Origin of the sequence: Halobaculum sp. P14, from assembly GCF_051195155.1 — an archaeon.
Classification (GTDB): domain Archaea; phylum Halobacteriota; class Halobacteria; order Halobacteriales; family Haloferacaceae; genus JBNTKA01.
This window is the reverse complement of the sequence record NZ_JBNTKB010000002.1, coordinates 167319-184108: the sequence shown is the minus strand read 5'-3', so window position 1 is coordinate 184108 and position 16790 is coordinate 167319. Positions and strand designations below refer to the sequence as shown.

General features: G+C 70.6%; 20 protein-coding genes. 5 read left to right on the top strand and 15 right to left on the bottom strand.

Annotation, left to right across the window (positions count from 1 at the left end; all coding sequences use genetic code 11):
* The first annotated feature begins 33 nt into the window (after positions 1 to 33).
* Positions 34 to 996, top strand: coding sequence for an NOG1 family protein (locus tag ACQUS7_RS05960; RefSeq protein WP_435145563.1), 963 nt, complete (start codon positions 34 to 36; stop codon positions 994 to 996).
* A 79-nt stretch (positions 997 to 1075) separates the two neighbouring features.
* On the opposite strand, the gene ACQUS7_RS05955 is transcribed toward ACQUS7_RS05960, so the two are convergent.
* From ACQUS7_RS05955 to ACQUS7_RS05945, 3 genes are all read right to left on the bottom strand, one after another.
* Positions 1076 to 1801 carry an SIMPL domain-containing protein gene (locus tag ACQUS7_RS05955; RefSeq protein ID WP_435145561.1) on the bottom strand — a complete coding sequence of 242 codons (726 nt, stop codon included), beginning with the start codon at positions 1799 to 1801 and terminating at the stop codon, positions 1076 to 1078.
* Positions 1802 to 1837: 36 nt separating this feature from the next.
* Entirely contained in the window at positions 1838 to 3268 is a 1431-nt protein-coding gene (locus tag ACQUS7_RS05950) for a TIGR00341 family protein (RefSeq protein ID WP_435145558.1), read from the bottom strand.
* A gap of 125 nt (positions 3269 to 3393) precedes the next feature.
* Positions 3394 to 4128, bottom strand: a complete 735-nt coding sequence (locus ACQUS7_RS05945) for a 5-formyltetrahydrofolate cyclo-ligase (protein ID WP_435145556.1) — start codon at positions 4126 to 4128, stop codon at positions 3394 to 3396.
* Between the two features lie 281 nt (positions 4129 to 4409).
* Here ACQUS7_RS05945 and ACQUS7_RS05940 point away from each other — a divergent pair, with 281 nt between their 5' ends.
* Positions 4410 to 5648, top strand: coding sequence for a DNA primase (locus tag ACQUS7_RS05940; protein ID WP_435145554.1), 1239 nt, complete (start codon positions 4410 to 4412; stop codon positions 5646 to 5648).
* A gap of 64 nt (positions 5649 to 5712) precedes the next feature.
* Here ACQUS7_RS05940 and ACQUS7_RS05935 read toward each other — a convergent pair whose 3' ends face one another.
* Entirely contained in the window at positions 5713 to 5916 is a 204-nt protein-coding gene (locus ACQUS7_RS05935) for a DUF7472 family protein (RefSeq protein WP_435123976.1), read from the bottom strand.
* A gap of 200 nt (positions 5917 to 6116) precedes the next feature.
* On the opposite strand from ACQUS7_RS05935, the gene ACQUS7_RS05930 reads away from it, so the two are divergent.
* Positions 6117 to 6818 carry an SWIM zinc finger family protein gene (locus tag ACQUS7_RS05930; protein WP_435145551.1) on the top strand — a complete coding sequence of 234 codons (702 nt, stop codon included), beginning with the start codon at positions 6117 to 6119 and terminating at the stop codon, positions 6816 to 6818.
* A gap of 27 nt (positions 6819 to 6845) precedes the next feature.
* On the opposite strand, the gene hjc is transcribed toward ACQUS7_RS05930, so the two are convergent.
* From hjc to ACQUS7_RS05885, 9 genes are all read right to left on the bottom strand, one after another.
* Positions 6846 to 7337 (bottom strand): Holliday junction resolvase Hjc, encoded by a 492-nt coding sequence (gene hjc, locus ACQUS7_RS05925; protein ID WP_435123973.1) that lies wholly within the window; start codon positions 7335 to 7337, stop codon positions 6846 to 6848.
* A gap of 123 nt (positions 7338 to 7460) precedes the next feature.
* Positions 7461 to 8564, bottom strand: a complete 1104-nt coding sequence (gene ftsY, locus ACQUS7_RS05920; protein ID WP_435123972.1) for a signal recognition particle-docking protein FtsY — start codon at positions 8562 to 8564, stop codon at positions 7461 to 7463.
* A gap of 5 nt (positions 8565 to 8569) precedes the next feature.
* Entirely contained in the window at positions 8570 to 9046 is a 477-nt protein-coding gene (pfdA, locus tag ACQUS7_RS05915) for a prefoldin subunit alpha (RefSeq protein WP_435123970.1), read from the bottom strand.
* On the bottom strand, positions 9043 to 9219 hold the full coding sequence (gene rpl18a, locus ACQUS7_RS05910) for a 50S ribosomal protein L18Ae (protein ID WP_435123969.1): 177 nt from the start codon (positions 9217 to 9219) through the stop codon (positions 9043 to 9045). Before rpl18a ends, pfdA begins: the two co-directional genes overlap by 4 nt.
* A gap of 80 nt (positions 9220 to 9299) precedes the next feature.
* Positions 9300 to 9965 carry a translation initiation factor IF-6 gene (locus tag ACQUS7_RS05905; RefSeq protein WP_435145545.1) on the bottom strand — a complete coding sequence of 222 codons (666 nt, stop codon included), beginning with the start codon at positions 9963 to 9965 and terminating at the stop codon, positions 9300 to 9302.
* A 10-nt stretch (positions 9966 to 9975) separates the two neighbouring features.
* Positions 9976 to 10251 carry a 50S ribosomal protein L31e gene (locus tag ACQUS7_RS05900; protein ID WP_435123965.1) on the bottom strand — a complete coding sequence of 92 codons (276 nt, stop codon included), beginning with the start codon at positions 10249 to 10251 and terminating at the stop codon, positions 9976 to 9978.
* The gene (locus tag ACQUS7_RS05895; protein ID WP_435123963.1) at positions 10252 to 10404 is read right to left on the bottom strand and encodes a 50S ribosomal protein L39e; all 153 of its coding nucleotides are present in this window, start codon (positions 10402 to 10404) and stop codon (positions 10252 to 10254) included.
* Between the two features lie 150 nt (positions 10405 to 10554).
* A complete protein-coding gene (locus ACQUS7_RS05890) occupies positions 10555 to 11034 on the bottom strand; it encodes a VIT1/CCC1 transporter family protein (RefSeq protein WP_435123961.1) in 480 nt (159 codons plus the stop codon).
* Positions 11035 to 11085: 51 nt separating this feature from the next.
* Positions 11086 to 11595 (bottom strand): zinc-ribbon domain-containing protein, encoded by a 510-nt coding sequence (locus ACQUS7_RS05885; RefSeq protein WP_435123959.1) that lies wholly within the window; start codon positions 11593 to 11595, stop codon positions 11086 to 11088.
* A gap of 126 nt (positions 11596 to 11721) precedes the next feature.
* Between ACQUS7_RS05885 and ACQUS7_RS05880 the strand changes: the two genes are divergently transcribed.
* Both ACQUS7_RS05880 and ACQUS7_RS05875 read left to right on the top strand, forming a co-directional pair.
* The gene (locus tag ACQUS7_RS05880; RefSeq protein ID WP_435145540.1) at positions 11722 to 12762 is read left to right on the top strand and encodes a nucleoside recognition protein; all 1041 of its coding nucleotides are present in this window, start codon (positions 11722 to 11724) and stop codon (positions 12760 to 12762) included.
* A gap of 149 nt (positions 12763 to 12911) precedes the next feature.
* Complete coding sequence (locus ACQUS7_RS05875; protein ID WP_435145537.1) at positions 12912 to 14303, top strand: signal recognition particle protein Srp54; 1392 nt, start codon at positions 12912 to 12914, stop codon at positions 14301 to 14303.
* A 103-nt stretch (positions 14304 to 14406) separates the two neighbouring features.
* On the opposite strand, the gene ACQUS7_RS05870 is transcribed toward ACQUS7_RS05875, so the two are convergent.
* Positions 14407 to 14571 (bottom strand): hypothetical protein, encoded by a 165-nt coding sequence (locus tag ACQUS7_RS05870; protein WP_435145535.1) that lies wholly within the window; start codon positions 14569 to 14571, stop codon positions 14407 to 14409.
* Between the two features lie 669 nt (positions 14572 to 15240).
* A complete protein-coding gene (locus ACQUS7_RS05865; RefSeq protein WP_435145532.1) occupies positions 15241 to 16527 on the bottom strand; it encodes an adenosylhomocysteinase in 1287 nt (428 codons plus the stop codon).
* Positions 16528 to 16790: the final 263 nt, after the last annotated feature.

Genomic DNA, 16790 nt, shown 5'->3' with positions numbered 1-16790 from the left:
GCGCGCGACAAGAGACGGCCAACTGACCACATCATGCGTTTCGAAAATCTCCCCACGACGCCGCGCTCCGAGGAGCTCCTCGACAAGGCGTTCTCGCGGGCCGCCCGCGCCGGCCGAGCCAAAGGCGGCCGGGAGGCCCAGGAGTCGATGCTGCGGACCGCCGCCAACATCCTCTCGGACAACCTCGAGAACGTCTCCAACGACTGGCCGGACTTCGACTACGACGTCGAGCCGTTCTACTACGAACTCGCGGACGCCATCGTCGACGTCGACGAGCTCCGGCAGGCGCTCTCGGAGGTGAACTGGGCGTCACGGCAGATCGCGGAGCTGCGCTCCGAGTACGCCTCGAAGATTCGGACGGCGGACCCGGACACCGCCCGGAAGCACCGCAAGCAGGCGTTCGCCCGGATGGCGGACATCATGGACGAAATCGAAGACGACCTGTTCCGCGTCGGCGAGGCGCGCGACGCGCTGAAGGGGCTGCCTGACATCCGGCCCGACGAGCCGGCAATCGTCGTCGCCGGCTACCCGAACGTCGGGAAGTCGTCGTTCGTCAACGCCGTCACGCGCGCCTCCAACGACATCGCCTCGTACCCGTTCACGACGAAGGCGGTCCAGATCGGCCACTTCGAGCGCGACCACGTCCGCTACCAGATCATCGACACGCCGGGGCTGCTCGACCGGCCGGCGGACGAGCGCAACGACATCGAACAGCAGGCCGTCTCGGCGCTCACGCACCTCGCGGACGCCGTCGTGTTCGTCGTCGACGCCTCCGGCGACTGCGGCTACCCGCTCGACGCCCAGCTCGGCCTGCTCTCGGAGGTCGAACGCGTCTTCGACGCCCCGGTGCTCGTGGTGTGCAACAAGAGCGACCGCTCACGCGACGTCGACGCCGACGCGTACATGTCGGTGACGAACGACGAGAACGTCGACGAGGTGCTCGACATGGCCGTCGAAGCCGTCGGCTTCGAACCGGACCTGCCGAGCCGCGAGTAACTGAGTCGGGCGCGCGTCCGGAGTCAGCCGAGCCGAGGACGCGCGCTGCGTTTCGCCGTCTGTCGATCTCGTTGTTCGCTTACTCCAGTTCGTACGTCACGGTCACTGACGCGCTGACGGTGACCGGGCCGGGTTCGAAGGAGGTGCCGCCGCTGGCCGCGTCGGCGGTGAGCCGGACCTCGTAGGCCGAGTAGTCGGCGGAGCCGACCTGCATCGACAGCTCGGTGCCGACCGAGCGGTTCGCGGCGCTGGCGACCGTCTCGGCCTCGTCGCGGGCGTCGCCGACGGCGGCGGCGAGCGCTTCGCTGCGGAGTTCGGCGCGCTTCTCGTCGCTCAGCGTGAACCGGACGCTCTGGACGGCGCTGGCGCCGTTGTCGACGGCGACGTCGACCGCGTGGCCGGCGTCGTCGGGCGTCGTCTCGAACTGGAAGACGTGGTACGCGCGGAAGCCGGTGCGTTCGCGGGTGTCGCCGGAGTGGTCGTACTGCGGCGAGAGCTGGTAGTCGACGGTGTGGACCTCGTAGCCGGCGTCGGCGAGCGCGTCGCGGAGCGCGTTCGCGTCCGCGGCGACCTGCGACCGGGCGGCCGAGGCGTTTTCGGCTGTCGCCTCGACGGCGACCGTGATGACCGCCGTGTCGGGCGACGCGGTCACCGTCGCGGTTCCGGACGCAGTGACGCTGTTCGTCGCGCTGTCCGCGCCGTTCGCGCCGGCTCCGGCGGCCGGCGTGGTCGTCGTGGCGCCCGAGCAGCCCGCGAGCAGGACCACGGCCGCCACGAGGAGGGCAGTGAATGGTTTCGATGCCATACCCGGAGCCACGTCACGGCCGGGCTTGAAGCTGCCTTAGACGCTAGGAGCCGTTTGAGTCACGGCGGCCGCGGCGGTATCGGCAGCGGCGTCTGCGCCGGCGGCGCCAGCGCCGACGGCGACGCTGGCAGCACCGGCGGTGTCGGGGCTGGCGCTGGCGGTGCCGGCGGATTCGATAGTGACGTACCTGACGGTGACGCCGACGGTCGCGTCGCCGCCGATTCCGAACGGCGCTTTCGCGTCGTCCTGGAGCCGCGCGGCGAGTTCGTCCGCGATGCGCGGCGGGTCGACGCCGGGCGGGTGGCCGACCGTCACGGTGACGTGCGTCGGCTGCCTGAACGGGAAGCCGCGGTACTCCACGTCGACGTCGACGACGGTGAGTTCGTCGGCGGTCAGCGCGACGGCCTCGTCGCGGGCGGCGTCCTCGAACTGGGCGCTCTGGTAGGAGGCGACGGTGACGCCGGCGAGGACGGTCGTCGCGAGCAGGATGGCGACGCCGAGGACCGCGATTCGTTTCAGCGTCGCGGTCCGCGCCTGCCCGAGTTTGAAGAAGCTGTCCGGGCGGTAGCCGCGGTACCACAGCACGGCGAGCGCCGCGAAGTTGATGGAGAGGAAGTTCACGACGACGAGCAGCGCGGCGCCGGCGACGGTCAGCGGCGCGCCCCACGCCAGCCCGATGCCGACGACGGCGGTCGGCGGGACGAGCGCCGCGGCGATCATGACGCCGACCAGCGCCGACGAGACGCCCGACGACAGCGACAGCGCGCCCGCGACGCCGGCGCCGAGCGCGATGGGGAGCGACAGCACGTCCGGTGCGAGCCGCTCGCGCACCTCCTGTATCGCGAACACCTCCTGTGCGCTGAACGGGACGATGCGGCCGTACCGCAACACCAGCGCGAACAGCGCCGCCGAGCCGACGGCGAGCAGGCCGCCGATGACCTGGAGTTTCACGCCGCGCCGGAACAGCTCCGGGTCGTCGACGACGGTGCCGACGCTCGTCGCCATCGCCGGGCCGATGAGCGGCGCGATGACCATCGACCCGACGACGACCGCCGGCGAGTCGAGCAGCAGCCCCGCGGTCGCGACGACGGCGCTGATGGCTGTCATCACGACGAACGTCACCCACGTCGGCGCCATCTCCTCGGCGCGCGTCACCAGCTCCTCGCGGGCGATGCGGTCGTGGCTCTCCTCGTCGGCCGCGTACCGCTCTTCGAGCTGCTCGAACCGCTTTGAAACGACGGTTTCGGCGTCGAGAACCACCGTGTAGGCGTCCCGCTCCAGCCCGGCCTCGCGGAGCCGTTCGAGCACCGGCTCCACCGCCTCGGTCGGCAGCGGAAACGACACGACGGCGATGTAGTCCCGGCCGCTCGTCTCGTCGGAGAGCACGTAGTCGATGCCCTCCTCGTCGAGCGCGGACAGCACGGACTCGCGCTTGCCGGCCGGCACCATCACTTGGACGAGTCGCACGGCCTCACCTGTTCGCCTGCACCCAAAACACTCCCGGCTCTCGCCGTCCCGGCCCGGCCCCCCACCGGCCCCGACCCGGCCCCTACCGGCCTCCGCCCTGATTCACCGGGTTCGTCCGGCGGCGCTCAGCCGTCGCCCGGGTGGAGCCGCTGCAACACCGGAATTTCGGCCAGTTTCTCGTCCGGGAGCGCGTCCCAGTCGACGCCGCCGGGGCGCGGCGGTTTCGCCGCCGAGCCCGGCCGAATCGTCCGCTCCGGCGTACAGATCAGGTCGAGCGGGACGTCGTGGCCGTCCAGTTCGACGTCGCCGGCGGCGGCGGCGGCGTCGACGACCTGCCGCTCGTGCACCGTCGACGTGACGGTCGTCCAGTCGCCGACGGCGCCGAGTTCCGACAGCACCGCGAACTCCAGGTCCGCGAACCCCTCGCCCTTCCCGACGCGGCCGCCGTCGGGCGTCACGGCGACGCTGCCGGAGACGACGAGGTCGACGTCCGGCACCTCGTCGGGGCCGACCGGGACGCCGTGTTTCGACGCGCCGGACACCGTCGTCGCGTCGTCGATGTCGGGGACCTCGTCGGGCGCGAGCCGCAGAAACGGGTGCTCCTCGCGGAGCCGCGGCACCGCGACGTAGACGGTCTTCCCGGCGCGGAGCGCGGCCCGCCGAACCGGCAACTGCGGCGCGTCGGGGTTGCACTTCAGCACCGCGGCGTCCGCCCACTCGTCGGTCGCCGCGAGCCGGTCGCACGCCGCGTCGGCGCCGGCGAAGTTCGGGATTCTGCCGTGCGGCGGGAACGGGAACCGGGCCTCCCCGGACGCCTCCAGGTCGTCCCAGATGCGCTCGCGGAGCGACTGCTTGTCCATGCCCGTCCGTTCGTCCGCGGCGCCGTATATCCTCGCCGACCCGGCCCGACCTGACCTGACCCGACCTGACCCGGCCGGTGCCGCCCTCAAGGAGACCGGCGGTGGCGCGCGGCGGCCGCGCTGCGTCGCGGCCGGGAGCGCGCGAGGGGCGCCGGCGCGGCCGAGCGGCAGCGAGGCCGCGCCGGCGTCGGCTGGGGAGGGCGAGGCCGCGGCCGAGCTGTCCGCCCGGGACCGTCCCAATCGTCGCGCTTAACCTCGGGCGCTCTCGTACGAGGACACAGATGGACCCGCTGTACGCCCGGTATCCGTTCTTCGCGAACGCCCGCGAGGCGGTCCGCCAGTCCGGCGTGGACCTCGCCTCGCTGGTCGCGGACGGCGCGCCCGCGGTGGCGCGCGGCCGGGAGCGGGTCGAACGCGCGCTCGTCGAAGGCACCACCGAACCCGAAGACAGCCACGAGTGGGACACGCGCGAAGAACTGCTGTCGTACCCGATTGCGCGCATCCTGGTGTCGCTTCTGGACTCGCCGGCCGCCATCGAGAAGTACGCCGAAGCGGAGGCGCGCACCGCACACGCCCGGTTCACCGACGACCTCAGCCGCGACCGCGACCGCGTCCGGCGCGAACAGGGCCGCGTCGACTTCGACGCGCTGCTCGCCGAGTTCGACCTGCTCGGCGCCGTCCGCGCCGAAGAGCCGAAACCGGGGCAGGCCGAAGGGACGTGGCTCCGGCTCGCCGTCGGCGACTACCTCGCGTACGTCGACCCGGAGTGGGGCGACGACTGGCGGCTCGTGAACCGCGAACTCGCCGGCGGCGAGGTCCGCGTCGAGCGCAGCGAACTGTACCGGCTGCTCCGCGAAGCCGTCCAGGACCGCGTCGCCGACGGCCTCCCGTTCGACGGCGTCGCCGACGAAATCGCCGACGAACTCGAAGCCGAACTCTCCGACCTCCGCGACCTGCTCGCCGACCGCACCGCCGCCGCCGACTTCGACGTCGTCGCCCCCGACCTGTTCCCGCCGTGCGTCTCGCGGCTCCTCGACCGCGCCCGCGCCGGCGACGACCTCGACCCGCAGGCCCGCTTCTCGCTGTTCGCGTTCCTCGCCGGCCTCAACCTCGACGCCGACGAAGCCGTCGCGCTCTGCGAGGGCGGCGTCGACCCGGACGACGTCGACACCAGTTTCGCGTACCTCCGCGACGAGTCCGGCGCGCAGTACCCGCCGCCCTCCTGCCGGACGCTCGAAGCCTACGGGCTCTGCGAGAACGAGGACAACCACCGCAGCGTCGCCCCGCACCCGCTGCGCTACTACGCCCGCCGCCTCGCCGAAGCCGACGACGTCACCGACTGGCGAAACCGCGACAGCGACGACGACGGCGACGACAGAAACAGCGACGGTGCAGGCGGCGGCGACAGCAGCGACGCCGAGACCGAGGCGGATGGAGACGCGAGTCCAGACGGGGACCGGAATGTGAACGCGGACGTGGACACAGAGTCAGCGGCGGGCGGCGACGCTGCCGGCGGCTGAGCGTCGGAGGACGCGGCGGAGGACAGTCGCGGCGGTCGGTTCGAGACTCGTGTCGGCGCTCTACTCAGCGCCAGTCGAGGTACATGCCGGCAGCGCCCATCAGGACCACGAACAGCGCGAGGATGCCGACGATGTAGTACGCGCCGACGAGTTCGAGGTTGTGGTTCGTGGTGTACGTCGACCCGACGGCGACGAGGAGGGCGATGAAGACGGCGACGGCGCCGGTGGAAACCGCGATTTTCCGGCGCATCTCCGCGTCGATATCCATGGGGTTCGCTACCCGTGGACCCGCCAAAAGGGCTTCGAAGCCGCGCGACGCTCCCGCTTCCGGTGCAGCGCCGCCCCCGCCGAACCGAGACCCGGCGTTTCACACCCCGCTCTCGCCGCTCTCTGCGGTTCCGGTTTCGATGGATTTCCACCCGAAACGAGGGTTTAGGCCCGTGCAGCGCGTACGGACAGTGAACGGGAATGACGCACTCCGAATCCACAGCCGCGTCGACCGCCCGTCAGACGCTCCCCGGCGGCGACCACACCGGCCGCGCCGGCCGAGCGCGGACCGAACCGATGACGGTCCGGGCGCTCCGCGGCGACGCGTACCTCGTCGACACCGACAGCGGCCGCTACGACGTCGACTTCGACGCCGGCCGCTGCAGCTGCCCCGACCACGTCGTCCGCGGCGCGCGCTGTAAACACCTGCGCCGCGTCGCCCTCGAAATCGAAGCCGGCGCCGTCGCGCCGCCCGGGCAGCGCCGCGGCGCCTGCGCCGTCTGCGGCGACGACGTGTTCGTCCCGGTCGCCGCCGACAGCGACGCTGACAGCCACCTCTGTGACCGGCACCGCCCCCGCCGCGGCGACGTCGTCCGCGACCGCGAAACCGGGAGTCTGCTCGTCGTCACCGACGTGACGACCGACCGCGCCGACGCCCGCGAAACCGCCGAGGGCCGCCTCGTCGCCGACTACGACACGAACCGCGACTACGGCCGCCACGAGCCGGTCGTCGACGCCGTCTACCTCGAATCGGTCGACGGCACCGACGACACCGACGACGCCGGCGGCGACGCCCCCGACTACGTCTCGGTCGCCGGCCGCCGCCGCTACGGCTTCCCGGCGTCCCGGCTCCGACGCCTCCGCGAGGACGACGCGCCGTCCGTCGCGGTCGTCGGCGTCTGATTGACCGACGCCCGCCGATTCAGCGGCTTACTCCAGCATCTCCGCGGCCTCGTCGCTCGTGAGGACGCCCTGTTCGACGGCGTTCAGGACTTCCGCGACGCTCCGGTCGGAGGCGGCGTCGTCGCCGGCGGCGAGCAGGTCGTCGATGGTGTCGCCCGCGTCGACCGCGGTCTCCTTTTTCACTCGGTAGTTCCCGCCGTCGGTGACGTGGAGGTCCGCGGGGTGGAAGAAGTACCAGTCCTCGCGGTCGAACCGGACGCCGATTTTCGGGGCGGCGCCGAAGTTCTGCGAGAAGTAGATGAGCGCTTCGACCTCCTCGCCGCGGAGGTAAATCGGGTCGCCCGAGGACGACTTGGCCTCGACGGCGTAGAACACGGTGCCGTCGCCGGCGAGCACGTCCGGGAGCTCCCGGTCCGTCGACGAGCCGCTGGCCGGCGCGCGCATCACCGCGAACCCGGCGTCGTGGAGCCTGTTGACGAGTTCGCGCTCCCGGCGGTCGCCCTTCGGATTGCCCGGCATCTCTGCCGGGAGTGGGTGACGGGCACCGATAAAGGAGACGGAAGCGCGGTGAAAGTGGCCGACGAGTCGGCGACGGACCGGCGACGGACCGGTGACGGACCAGCGATGGACGGCCGACGCGGCCTACTCGGCGCCGACGAGTTCGTCGACCAGCGCCTCCGGGTCGAACAGCTCGATGTCGTCGTACCCCTGGCCGGTGCCGAGGAACAGAATCGGCTTCCCGGTGACGTACGCGATGGAGATGGCGGCGCCGCCGGAGGAGTCGGCGTCCGCCTTCGTCAGCACCGCGCCGTCGATTTCGGCGGCGTCGTCGAACTGCGTCGCGCGCTGCACCGCGTCCTGCCCGGCGACCGCCTCGTCGACGAACAGCGTCATGTCCGGGTCGACGACGCGGTCGATCTTCTCCAGTTGCGCCATCAGGTCGTTGCTGGTGTGCAGCCGGCCCGCGGTGTCGCCGAGCACGACGTCGATGTCGTTCGCCTCGGCGTACTCGACGCCGTCGTAGATGACGGCCGCCGGGTCGCCGCCCTGCTCGTGCGCGATGAGTTTCCGGTCGAGCCGGTCGGCGTGCTCCCGTATCTGCTCGTTCGCGCCGGCGCGGTACGTGTCGCCGTTCGCCAGCACCGACGAGTAGCCGCGCTCGTCGAGCCACTCCGAGAGCTTCGCGATGGTCGTCGTCTTCCCGACGCCGTTCACGCCGGTGAACACGATCGTGACCGGCTTGTCGGCCTCGGCGATCCGCTCTTCGAAGTCGAACTGGCCGACGCTGATGACGTCGAGCAGCGCGTCGTGCAGCGCCTCCGTCACCAGTTCGTCGGTGGTCTGCACCTGCGCGCGCGTCTCGCCGAGCATCTTCGTCCGCACCGAGTCGAGAATCTCCTCGGCGACGCTCATCTCCACGTCGGACTCGAGCAGCGCCATCTCGAGGTTCCACAGCGGGTCTTCGAGGTCCTCCTCCTCGATGATGACCTTCCCGGTCGCGAACGCCTTCGCGCGCTTCAGCCGCCCCGGGCCGGACCCGGATTCGGACTCCGGTTCGGCTTCCTCGGCAGACTCGGCAGACTCAGCGGCCTCGGCGGTCTCGGCCGTCTCCGTCTCTGCCGCCGCGTCCGTCGCCGCCTCCGGCTCGGCCTCCGCGTCAGCCGCGGCCTCCTCGGCCTTCTCGTCGACCTCCTCGGCGGCGTCCTCGCGGAACGAGGAGAGCTTGTCCTTCAGGCCGTCGAACATCGCCGCTACTCGTCCCCGCCTTCCTCGCTCATCTGCTGCATCTGCTGCATCTGCTGCTGCTGCATCTGCTGTTGCATCTGCTGGGCCTGCTGCTCCAGTTCGGACGCCTCGGCCTCCAGGTCGCGCTTTTCGGACTGCCGTTCCTCGATGCGCTCGTCGAGCGCGTCCTGCTTGCGTTCGAGCGCCTCGACGGCGTCGTCCTCGTCCTGCTCGGCCGCGTAGTCGGCGCCGAGCGACACGATGATTTCGTCGATGTCCTGCACTTCGGCTCGGACGTACGCGCCGCCGCCGAGCGGCACCTGCATCGTCGAGCCGGTTTCGAGTTCGCCGAGCGCCTCGATGGCGTCGTCGATGGCGCGCTGCTCGTCGCGGAGGTCCGCGATGTCCGCTTCGAGCTCCTCGATTTCGCCCTCGACCGCCTGCAGTTCCTGCGAGAGCTGCTGCAGCTGCTGCTGGCCCTGACCGCCGCCACCGAGGCTCATTCTGCGGACACCTCCTCGATGGTGATTTCGGTGCGCTTCAGGTTGTGTTCCGCGCCGAACCGCGAGAACGTGTGCTCCCGCGCGACGTCCTCGTTCTCCGCCTCCACGGTGCGCGTGAAGGGTCGCTGGCCGTCGCGGGTCTGGAACTCGCCGCTCACGGTGAACTGACTCATGTGCCCGAACTGGACGTGGAAGCGGGAAGTACCTTCCGACTCGGCTATCAGAGCGGGCGCGGCGGAAAAGCGGGCGCCGGTCAGTCGAGGAAGCCGAGGGTGTCCTCGATGCGGCCGAGTTCCGGCCCGGTGGTGTCCTCGCCGACGACGTAGCCGTCGTCGTTCGCGAGCAGCCCGGAGCCGACGAGCGGCGCGCCGTAGTTCACGGTGCCGAGGTCGGCGTACACGTCGAGGTGGTCTTCGAGCGCCTCGAGTTCGGCCTCGCGGCTCTGCGGGTGACACAGCACGCCCGTGTTGTTCGCGACGGCGGCGGTGCCGACCGTGTTGACGTCGCCGAGCGACCCGCGCTCAACCGGGACGTCGAGGGTGTCGGCGACGACGTCGACGGCGCCGTCCGCCATGTCCGGGTGGACCCAGGCGCCGTAGTCGTTCGCGAGCACGACGTTGCCGGCGGCGTTCAGTTTCCCGGGGAGCCGCGCGACGTCGCAGCCGGTCGCCTCGCGGATGGCGTCCAGTTCGCGGTCGGTCGCCTGCCGGGAGACGACGACGCCGTTCTCGTTGCCGACGGTGAGCGCCCCGACGGTTCCCGAGCCGGCGACCGTGGTCTCGACGGGGTCGACGCCGAGCTCCTCGCCGAGCGACTCGACGAGGTCGTCCTCGGCGTCGGGGCGGACGACGAGGCAGTCACTGGAGACGTGTGCGTAGACGCCGACGTACGACGACCCGCCGAAAGAAGCCCGGAGCACAGTTTAGACGTTACGCCGGCTCTGCTTCGACGACGACCTCGCCGTCCTCGTCGAAGCGCGCGGCGCGCAGTCGGACCTTGCTCGGCGGGTTCGACCGCCCGCGCTCCCAGACGGTCTCGTTGACCGCCGGGTCCAGCCGCACCTCGTCCTCGTCGACGGAGAAGTGCGTGGCGAGGTGCTCGCGGATGAGCGCCATCGCGCGGTCGCCGCGCTCCTGCTTCGGCGCCTGCTTCGCGTCGCGGAGCGGGACGGTGACGACCCGCTCTTCGAAGTCGTTTGCGCTCATTTACTCGTCCGTGTTGCTCCGGCGCCAGTGGCGGCGCTTCGGGTTCTGCGTGACTTCCATGTCGGTCTTCATCATCACCCAGGCCGGGACGCGGCTGTTCTGCCGCTCCAGCTTCGCCAGGCGCTTCTTCTTCGCCTTGGATTTCTTAGTCATGGTATCCCTCAGGTTCGCCACCGCGACATAAATTCTTGTCCATCCGCCGGCGACGCGGCCGATGTGCCGCAGCCGGCGCAGCGACGCTCCAGACGGCGCCGCAGCGGCGACCCCGGGGCTCGGCTCGGACCCGCCGGCGACGGCCTCGGTTCAGAGTCCGCCGACGACGGCGCCGACCGCGACGGCGACGGCGCCGCCGAGCGCGACCCGGACGGCGGCTTCGAGCGCGTCCGCGTCGGCGTACCGCACCCGGAGCCACGTCACGGCGCCGAGGACGGCCGCGACCAGCAGCAGCGCCCCGACGAACGCGACGGTCGTGTCCGGGTGGACGAACGGGGCCACCGGGAGCGCGCCGGCGACGAACGCACCGCCGCCGCCGAGCGCGGCGTCGCGGATCGGGTCGTCGCCCGAGCGGAGCGCGCCGTCGTCGACGTACGCGGCCCTGAAGGCGGCGTGCAGCGCGACCCCGGCCGCGGCGGCGACGCCGACGCGGACCGCGACGGCCGGCCCCGCCGCGAGCGCGGCGGCGAACAGCGCGGCTGGCGGCGCCACGGCGCCGACCGTGAGCCCCGACAGCGCCGGCCGCACCACCCGGTGCAGCCGCGTCGTCTCGGTGCGGCCCGAACGCATACCTCCGCGATTCGACCCGACCGCGATAAAGGCGACGCCGACTCCTGACCGTTACGCGTACACGTCCCGATACTCGTTGAGGCCGATGACGACCACCAGCGACAGCAGCATCGCCGGAATCGTGTAGACGCTCCGCGCACCGAACCAGCCAGCGTAGAGTATCGTTCCGACCCGGAGCGGCAGGTAGCCGCCGTACAGGAAGTACGTGAGCCGCCATCCCCACATTTTCTGGTAGAGGTGGCCGTAGATCAGGACGATAGACGCGAGACCGGTGACGAACACCGGGATTCCGAGCGCGTGAAACAGATCGAGCTGGTACCGCGCCGCACTGTTCATGAATTTCACGCCGTCCATGTAGAACAGCCCAGCTCCGACGAGCATCGCGAGCGACATCCCGTACGCGACCGGTGAGCGGCCGTTCTGGTTTGGGGCGTTTCCCTGCTCAACCTGGACAGAATCCGGCGCTGAGGCTGGAGCACCGAGGTCGACGCCGCATCCCGGACAGAACGTTTCACCGCCGCGGAGTTGTTCACCGCACGAGGAGCAGTAGTTGGCGGTCATGCTCTCCGGGTGTGACACACCGCTAATAAGTTCACGAGTCGATTCTCTCACAGATGATAACCGTTGCCGCTCCGCGCCGCGTCCGCGACGCGAAACCGCCTTAATCCGACGGGCCAACCACTACTCGTGGACGTCGCTGCTATCGCCGTCGACCTGGTGCCGGTCGTCGCGGACGCGCTGGAGCGCGTCGCCCGCATCGCGGTGTTCATCGCCGTCGGCGTGTTCCTCGCGAACCTCGCGGTGTCGTTCGGCGTCGTCGAGCGCGTCGCGGTGCTGTCGCGCTACCTCACGGGCCCGGCGAACCTGCCGGACGAGGTCGGCACCGCGATTCTGACGACCGCGGCGTCGACGACGGCCGGCTACGGGATGCTCGCGGAGTTCCGCGAGGACGGCCGGCTGTCGGACGCGGCGACGCTCGTCGCCGTCACCATCAACACGTTCTTCGGGTTCGTCCAGCACGTCTTCACCTACTACGTCCCGGTGCTCATCCCGATTCTCGGCGCGCGCGTCGGCGTCATGTACGTCGGCGCCCGCGCCGCCATCGCGCTCGCCATCACGCTCACCGGCGTCGTCGCCGGCGCGGTGCTGCTCTCACCGGAGCACGCCGCCGACGGCGACGCAGCGGGCGACGACGCGGCAGCAGCCGACGACTCGGCGGCCGGTTCGGGAGCCGACGACGCGGCAGACGGCGACGTCGAAGCGGGCGCGGACGGCCCGGAGACGACGCGGGAGCGCGTCCGCGACGCCGCGGCGTCGACGTGGGGGAAGCTGACGCGCATCGTGCCGCGGCTCGCGGTCGTCTACACGCTGGTGACGCTGCTCGTCGCGAACGTGGACCTGCGGGCGCTGTCGGCCGCCGCGGGGCCGCTCGCCGAAGTCGCGGGGCTGCCCGCCGCCGCGCTCCCGGTCATCGTCGTGTTCGCGTTCGACACCACCGCCGGCGCCGCGACGGTCGCGCCGCTCGTCGGCGACGCGCTCACGCCGAAGCAGGCCGTCGCGACGATGCTCATCGGCGGCATCGTCTCGTTCGCGGTGTCGACGTTCAAGCGCTCCATCCCGTTCCAGTACGGCATCTGGGGCCCCGAGTTCGGCTCGAAGGTCGTCGCCGTCAACACGGCGCTCAAGGTCGTGTTCATCGCCGTCGCCGTCTCCGCGTTCCTGGTCTGAACCGCGACGGGTCGGCGTCGCCGCCGCCGACCGCTCCGACACACGTGGGTGCGGACGGGGCGAGCCGGCGGACGGGGCGAACGGATGGCGGGGGACAGGCGGACGCGACGAACAAAGCCTTTACCGCGGCGAGCGCGTACGGTCGGCAAATGGTACTCGACGACCTCGGGAGTTCGCTGCGGGGCACGATGGACACGCTCCGCGGGAAGTCCCGAATCGACGAGGAGGACGTCGAGGAGGTCGTCAAGGAGATTCAGCGCTCCTTGCTCTCCGCCGACGTCGACGTCTCACTCGTCATGGAGCTGTCGGACAGCATCGAGACGCGGGCGCTCGAAGAGGAGCCGGCCGCCGGGACGACTGCGCGCGACCAGATCCTGAAAATCGTCTACGAGGAGATGGTCGACCTCATCGGCGACTCCACGGAGCTGCCGCTGGAGGAGCAGACCATCATGCTCGCCGGGCTGCAGGGCTCCGGGAAGACGACGTCCGCCGCGAAGATGGCGTGGTGGTTCTCGAAGAAGGGGCTGCGCGCAGCCGTCATCCAGACGGACACGTTCCGGCCGGGCGCGTACGACCAGGCGAAGCAGATGTGCGAGCGCGCCGAGGTCGACTTCTACGGCGACCCGGACTGCGACGACCCGGTCCAGATCGCCCGCGACGGCCTCGAAGCGACGGAGGACGCCGACGTCCGCATCGTCGACACGGCGGGGCGGCACGCGCTCGAAGACGACCTCATCGCCGAAATCGAGGACATCGACGACGTCGTGGAGCCGGACCGGTCGCTGCTCGTGCTCGACGCCGCCATCGGCCAGGGCGCGAAAGACCAGGCGCAGGAGTTCGAGACCGCCATCGGCATCGACGGCGTCGTCATCACGAAGCTCGACGGCACCGCGAAGGGCGGCGGGGCGCTGACGGCGGTGAACGAGACGGATTCGTCCATCGCGTTCCTCGGCACCGGCGAGACGGTGCAGGACATCGAGCGGTTCGAGCCGGACGGCTTCATCTCGCGGCTGCTCGGGATGGGCGACCTGAAACAGCTCTCCGAGCGCGTCGAGCGCGCCATGGAGGAGACCCAAGACGAGGAGGACTGGGACCCCGAGGACATGATGGAGGGCGAGTTCACGCTGGAGGACATGCGGAACCAGATGCGCGCCATGGACAAGATGGGGCCGCTCGACCAGGTGATGGACATGATTCCGGGGCTCGGCGGCGGCCTGATGGACCAGCTCCCGGACGACGCCATGGACGTGACACAGGACCGGATGCGGCGCTTCGAAATCCTGATGGACTCCATGACGGACGACGAGCTCCGCGACCCGAGCGTCATCGGCGCCGAGCGGAAACGGCGCATCGCCCGCGGCGCCGGCGTCGACGAGGAGCGGCTCGACGAACTCCTCGAGCAGTTCCAGATGATGAAACGCACCATGGAGCAGTTCCAGGGGATGGGCGACGGCGACATGCAGCGGATGATGAAGAAGATGCAACAGCAGGGCGGCGGTGGCGGCGGCGGCCTCGGCGGCATGGGGCCGTTCGGCGACTGAGACCGGCGACTCGCTCCCCTACGGCTGCCCGTCCGTCGGTGTCGACGACGCTGACGGCGACGCTGGCGGCGACGACGACGGCGTTCCGTTTCTCTGCGACGACTCAGTTCCGGTCCGCGAGCAGCATCGCCGCGAACGTCGCGGCCATGACCAGCGCCGGCGGGACGGCGCTGTCGGTGAGCGAGGCGGTGACGGCGCCCGCAGCGACGCCGGCGGCGACGACTCCGGCGGAGCGCCAGCGAAGTCGGTCGGTCAGGAGTGCGCTCATAGCCGGCGGATTCAGACTGGTTCGTAGTAGAAGTGTCGGACGGACGGCTGGACGGGCGACCGCCGGATTCGCGGCTTACGGAAGTACGAGGAGAAAGCCCCGCCGTTCACGGCGGGGATGAATCCGACAACTCCGCCATAACCGCCGGAATTAAGCCCCCTGACAGGGTATCCGAGGCAAGCACAACGGGCAAAATTGGCGGTTGGATTGGGGTCCGCCCGGACGACGAAGGCCACCACACCGTTCCCGAGAGGGCGTCTCCGAGGCCGTGGCGACACGGCAGGCAAAAAAGCGACCCTCGCCCGATTGTGCCTGCCCATCGTGGCATGAAGGGCAGGCAGGCCGATGGCACGGCCCGTGCCCGGACGCGGGGAAATCCGCGACCGGGGGCACCCCGCCGTCTCTCCGAGACGAACGGGGTGCACGGTGCAAGCGGATACCGCGTCCGTTCGGACGTTCACAAGACCGAAGGTCTTGTGCAGCCCATCAGAAATCGAAAATTTCTGAGGACGCCGAACACGCCACACCCCTCGCGGGGCCGACGTATCGCGCACGAACCCCGTATCGCCTCGCCGGACCCCGTTCGGCAGGCGAGACGTTGCCAGCGGGGACCTGGGACGGACCCGCTGTCCCGCGTTGGAATCCTCGCGCTTCAGCGCGCGGAGGGTGTCAAGTGCCGTGCTGCCAGGAGCCCATGTATTCGCGCTGTTCGTCGCTGAGCGCGTCGTACTCGACGCCGTCGGCGGCGAGCTTGATTTCGGCGACTTCGCGGTCGAGCCGGTCCGGGACGTCGTGGACGCCGGCGTCGTACGTCTCGCCGTTCTCGACGAGTTCGCGGACGCAGACGGCCTGCACGCCGAAGCTCTGGTCCATCACTTCGACCGGGTGGCCGAGCGCGATGGGCGCCGCGAGGTTGACGAGCCGGCCCTCCGCGAGGACGTTCAGGCGGCGGCCGTCGTCCAGCTCGTACGCCTCGACGCCGTCGCGGGCCTCGTAGCGGTCGGCGGCCATCGCGTCGAGCTGTTCGAGGTTGATTTCGACGTCGAAGTGGCCGGCGTTCGCGAGCAGCACGCCGTCGTTCATCAGTTCGAAGTGCTCGCGGGTGATGACGTCGCGGTTCCCGGTCGTCGTGATGAACACGTCGCCGACCTCGGCGGCCTCCCGCATCGGCATCACGTCGTACCCCTCCATGTGGGCTTCGAGCGCCTTCCGCGGCTCGACCTCCGTGACGATGACGTTCGCGTTCTGGCCGGCCGCCTTCTTCGCGACGCCCTGCCCGCAGTAGCCGTAGCCGGCGACGACGACGTCCTTCCCGGCGAACGACAGGTTCGTCGTCATCGCGATGGTGGCGAGGCTCGCCTCGCCGGTGCCGTGGACGTTGTCGAACAGCCGCTTCATCGGCGTGTCGTTCACCGCGAACACCGGGTAGTCGAGCGCGCCGTCGGCGTCCATCGCGCGGAGCCGGTGGACGCCGGTCGTCGTCTCCTCGCAGCCGCCGACGATGGAGTCGATGAGCTCCGGGTGGTCCTCGTGAATCGCGGCGACCATGTCCATGCCGTCGTCGACGGTCACGGTCGGCTCGTGGTCGATGACGGCCTCGATGGCGGCGTAGTACCCCTCGTCGTCGACGTCGTGGACGGCGTACGACGTGATGGCGTCGTTCGCGTCCAGCGCCGCCGACACGTCGTCGTGCGTCGACAGCGGGTTACAGCCGGTGATGGCGACCTCGGCGCCGCCGAGCGCCAGCAGCTCCACGAGGTTCGCGGTCTTCGCTTCGACGTGCATCGCCATCCCGACGACCTCGCCGGCGAACGGCTGCGACTCCGCGAACTCCTCGCGGAGTTCGGAGAGAATCGGCATGTGCTGAAGCGCCCAGTCCATCTTCCGACGCCCCTCCTCGACGGCCGACTCCGGGTCGTCTAGGTGCTCCGTCACGGGCGGATACGGCTCACTCATATGGAGTCCGGTTCGGGAGTCGCCGTCTTAACCCCGACGAAGCCGGCGGCGCGGATGGAGCGTGGGGCACCACTGGGTGCCTGACGGAACTGGGTTCCGCAGCGTTGACGCGGCCGCCCGGGCCGCGGACGTCGACCGCTCCGGGACCGCTCCGAAACCGCTCCGGCACAGCCGCGGTGACCTCGACCGCGGAAGCCCCCGAGCCGTCGACGGCTGCGACCGCGCTGCGCGCCTCGCGCTCCCTGCGGTCGCGCTGCGGTGCT

What these genes read in the sequence shown, in the direction of transcription:
- ACQUS7_RS05960 (WP_435145563.1), top strand. Translation starts at nt 34, where the DNA reads ATGCGTTTCGAAAATCTCCCCACGACGCCGCGCTCCGAGGAGCTCCTC.
- ACQUS7_RS05955 (WP_435145561.1), bottom strand. Translation starts at nt 1,801, where the DNA reads ATGGCATCGAAACCATTCACTGCCCTCCTCGTGGCGGCCGTGGTCCTG.
- ACQUS7_RS05945 (WP_435145556.1), bottom strand. Translation starts at nt 4,128, where the DNA reads ATGGACAAGCAGTCGCTCCGCGAGCGCATCTGGGACGACCTGGAGGCG.
- ACQUS7_RS05940 (WP_435145554.1), top strand. Translation starts at nt 4,410, where the DNA reads ATGGACCCGCTGTACGCCCGGTATCCGTTCTTCGCGAACGCCCGCGAG.
- ACQUS7_RS05935 (WP_435123976.1), bottom strand. Translation starts at nt 5,916, where the DNA reads ATGGATATCGACGCGGAGATGCGCCGGAAAATCGCGGTTTCCACCGGC.
- ACQUS7_RS05930 (WP_435145551.1), top strand. Translation starts at nt 6,117, where the DNA reads ATGACGCACTCCGAATCCACAGCCGCGTCGACCGCCCGTCAGACGCTC.
- hjc (WP_435123973.1), bottom strand. Translation starts at nt 7,337, where the DNA reads ATGCCGGGCAATCCGAAGGGCGACCGCCGGGAGCGCGAACTCGTCAAC.
- ftsY (WP_435123972.1), bottom strand. Translation starts at nt 8,564, where the DNA reads ATGTTCGACGGCCTGAAGGACAAGCTCTCCTCGTTCCGCGAGGACGCC.
- pfdA (WP_435123970.1), bottom strand. Translation starts at nt 9,046, where the DNA reads ATGAGCCTCGGTGGCGGCGGTCAGGGCCAGCAGCAGCTGCAGCAGCTC.
- rpl18a (WP_435123969.1), bottom strand. Translation starts at nt 9,219, where the DNA reads ATGAGTCAGTTCACCGTGAGCGGCGAGTTCCAGACCCGCGACGGCCAG.
- ACQUS7_RS05900 (WP_435123965.1), bottom strand. Translation starts at nt 10,251, where the DNA reads ATGAGCGCAAACGACTTCGAAGAGCGGGTCGTCACCGTCCCGCTCCGC.
- ACQUS7_RS05895 (WP_435123963.1), bottom strand. Translation starts at nt 10,404, where the DNA reads ATGACTAAGAAATCCAAGGCGAAGAAGAAGCGCCTGGCGAAGCTGGAG.
- ACQUS7_RS05890 (WP_435123961.1), bottom strand. Translation starts at nt 11,034, where the DNA reads ATGCGTTCGGGCCGCACCGAGACGACGCGGCTGCACCGGGTGGTGCGG.
- ACQUS7_RS05885 (WP_435123959.1), bottom strand. Translation starts at nt 11,595, where the DNA reads ATGACCGCCAACTACTGCTCCTCGTGCGGTGAACAACTCCGCGGCGGT.
- ACQUS7_RS05875 (WP_435145537.1), top strand. Translation starts at nt 12,912, where the DNA reads ATGGTACTCGACGACCTCGGGAGTTCGCTGCGGGGCACGATGGACACG.
- ACQUS7_RS05870 (WP_435145535.1), bottom strand. Translation starts at nt 14,571, where the DNA reads ATGAGCGCACTCCTGACCGACCGACTTCGCTGGCGCTCCGCCGGAGTC.
- ACQUS7_RS05865 (WP_435145532.1), bottom strand. Translation starts at nt 16,527, where the DNA reads ATGAGTGAGCCGTATCCGCCCGTGACGGAGCACCTAGACGACCCGGAG.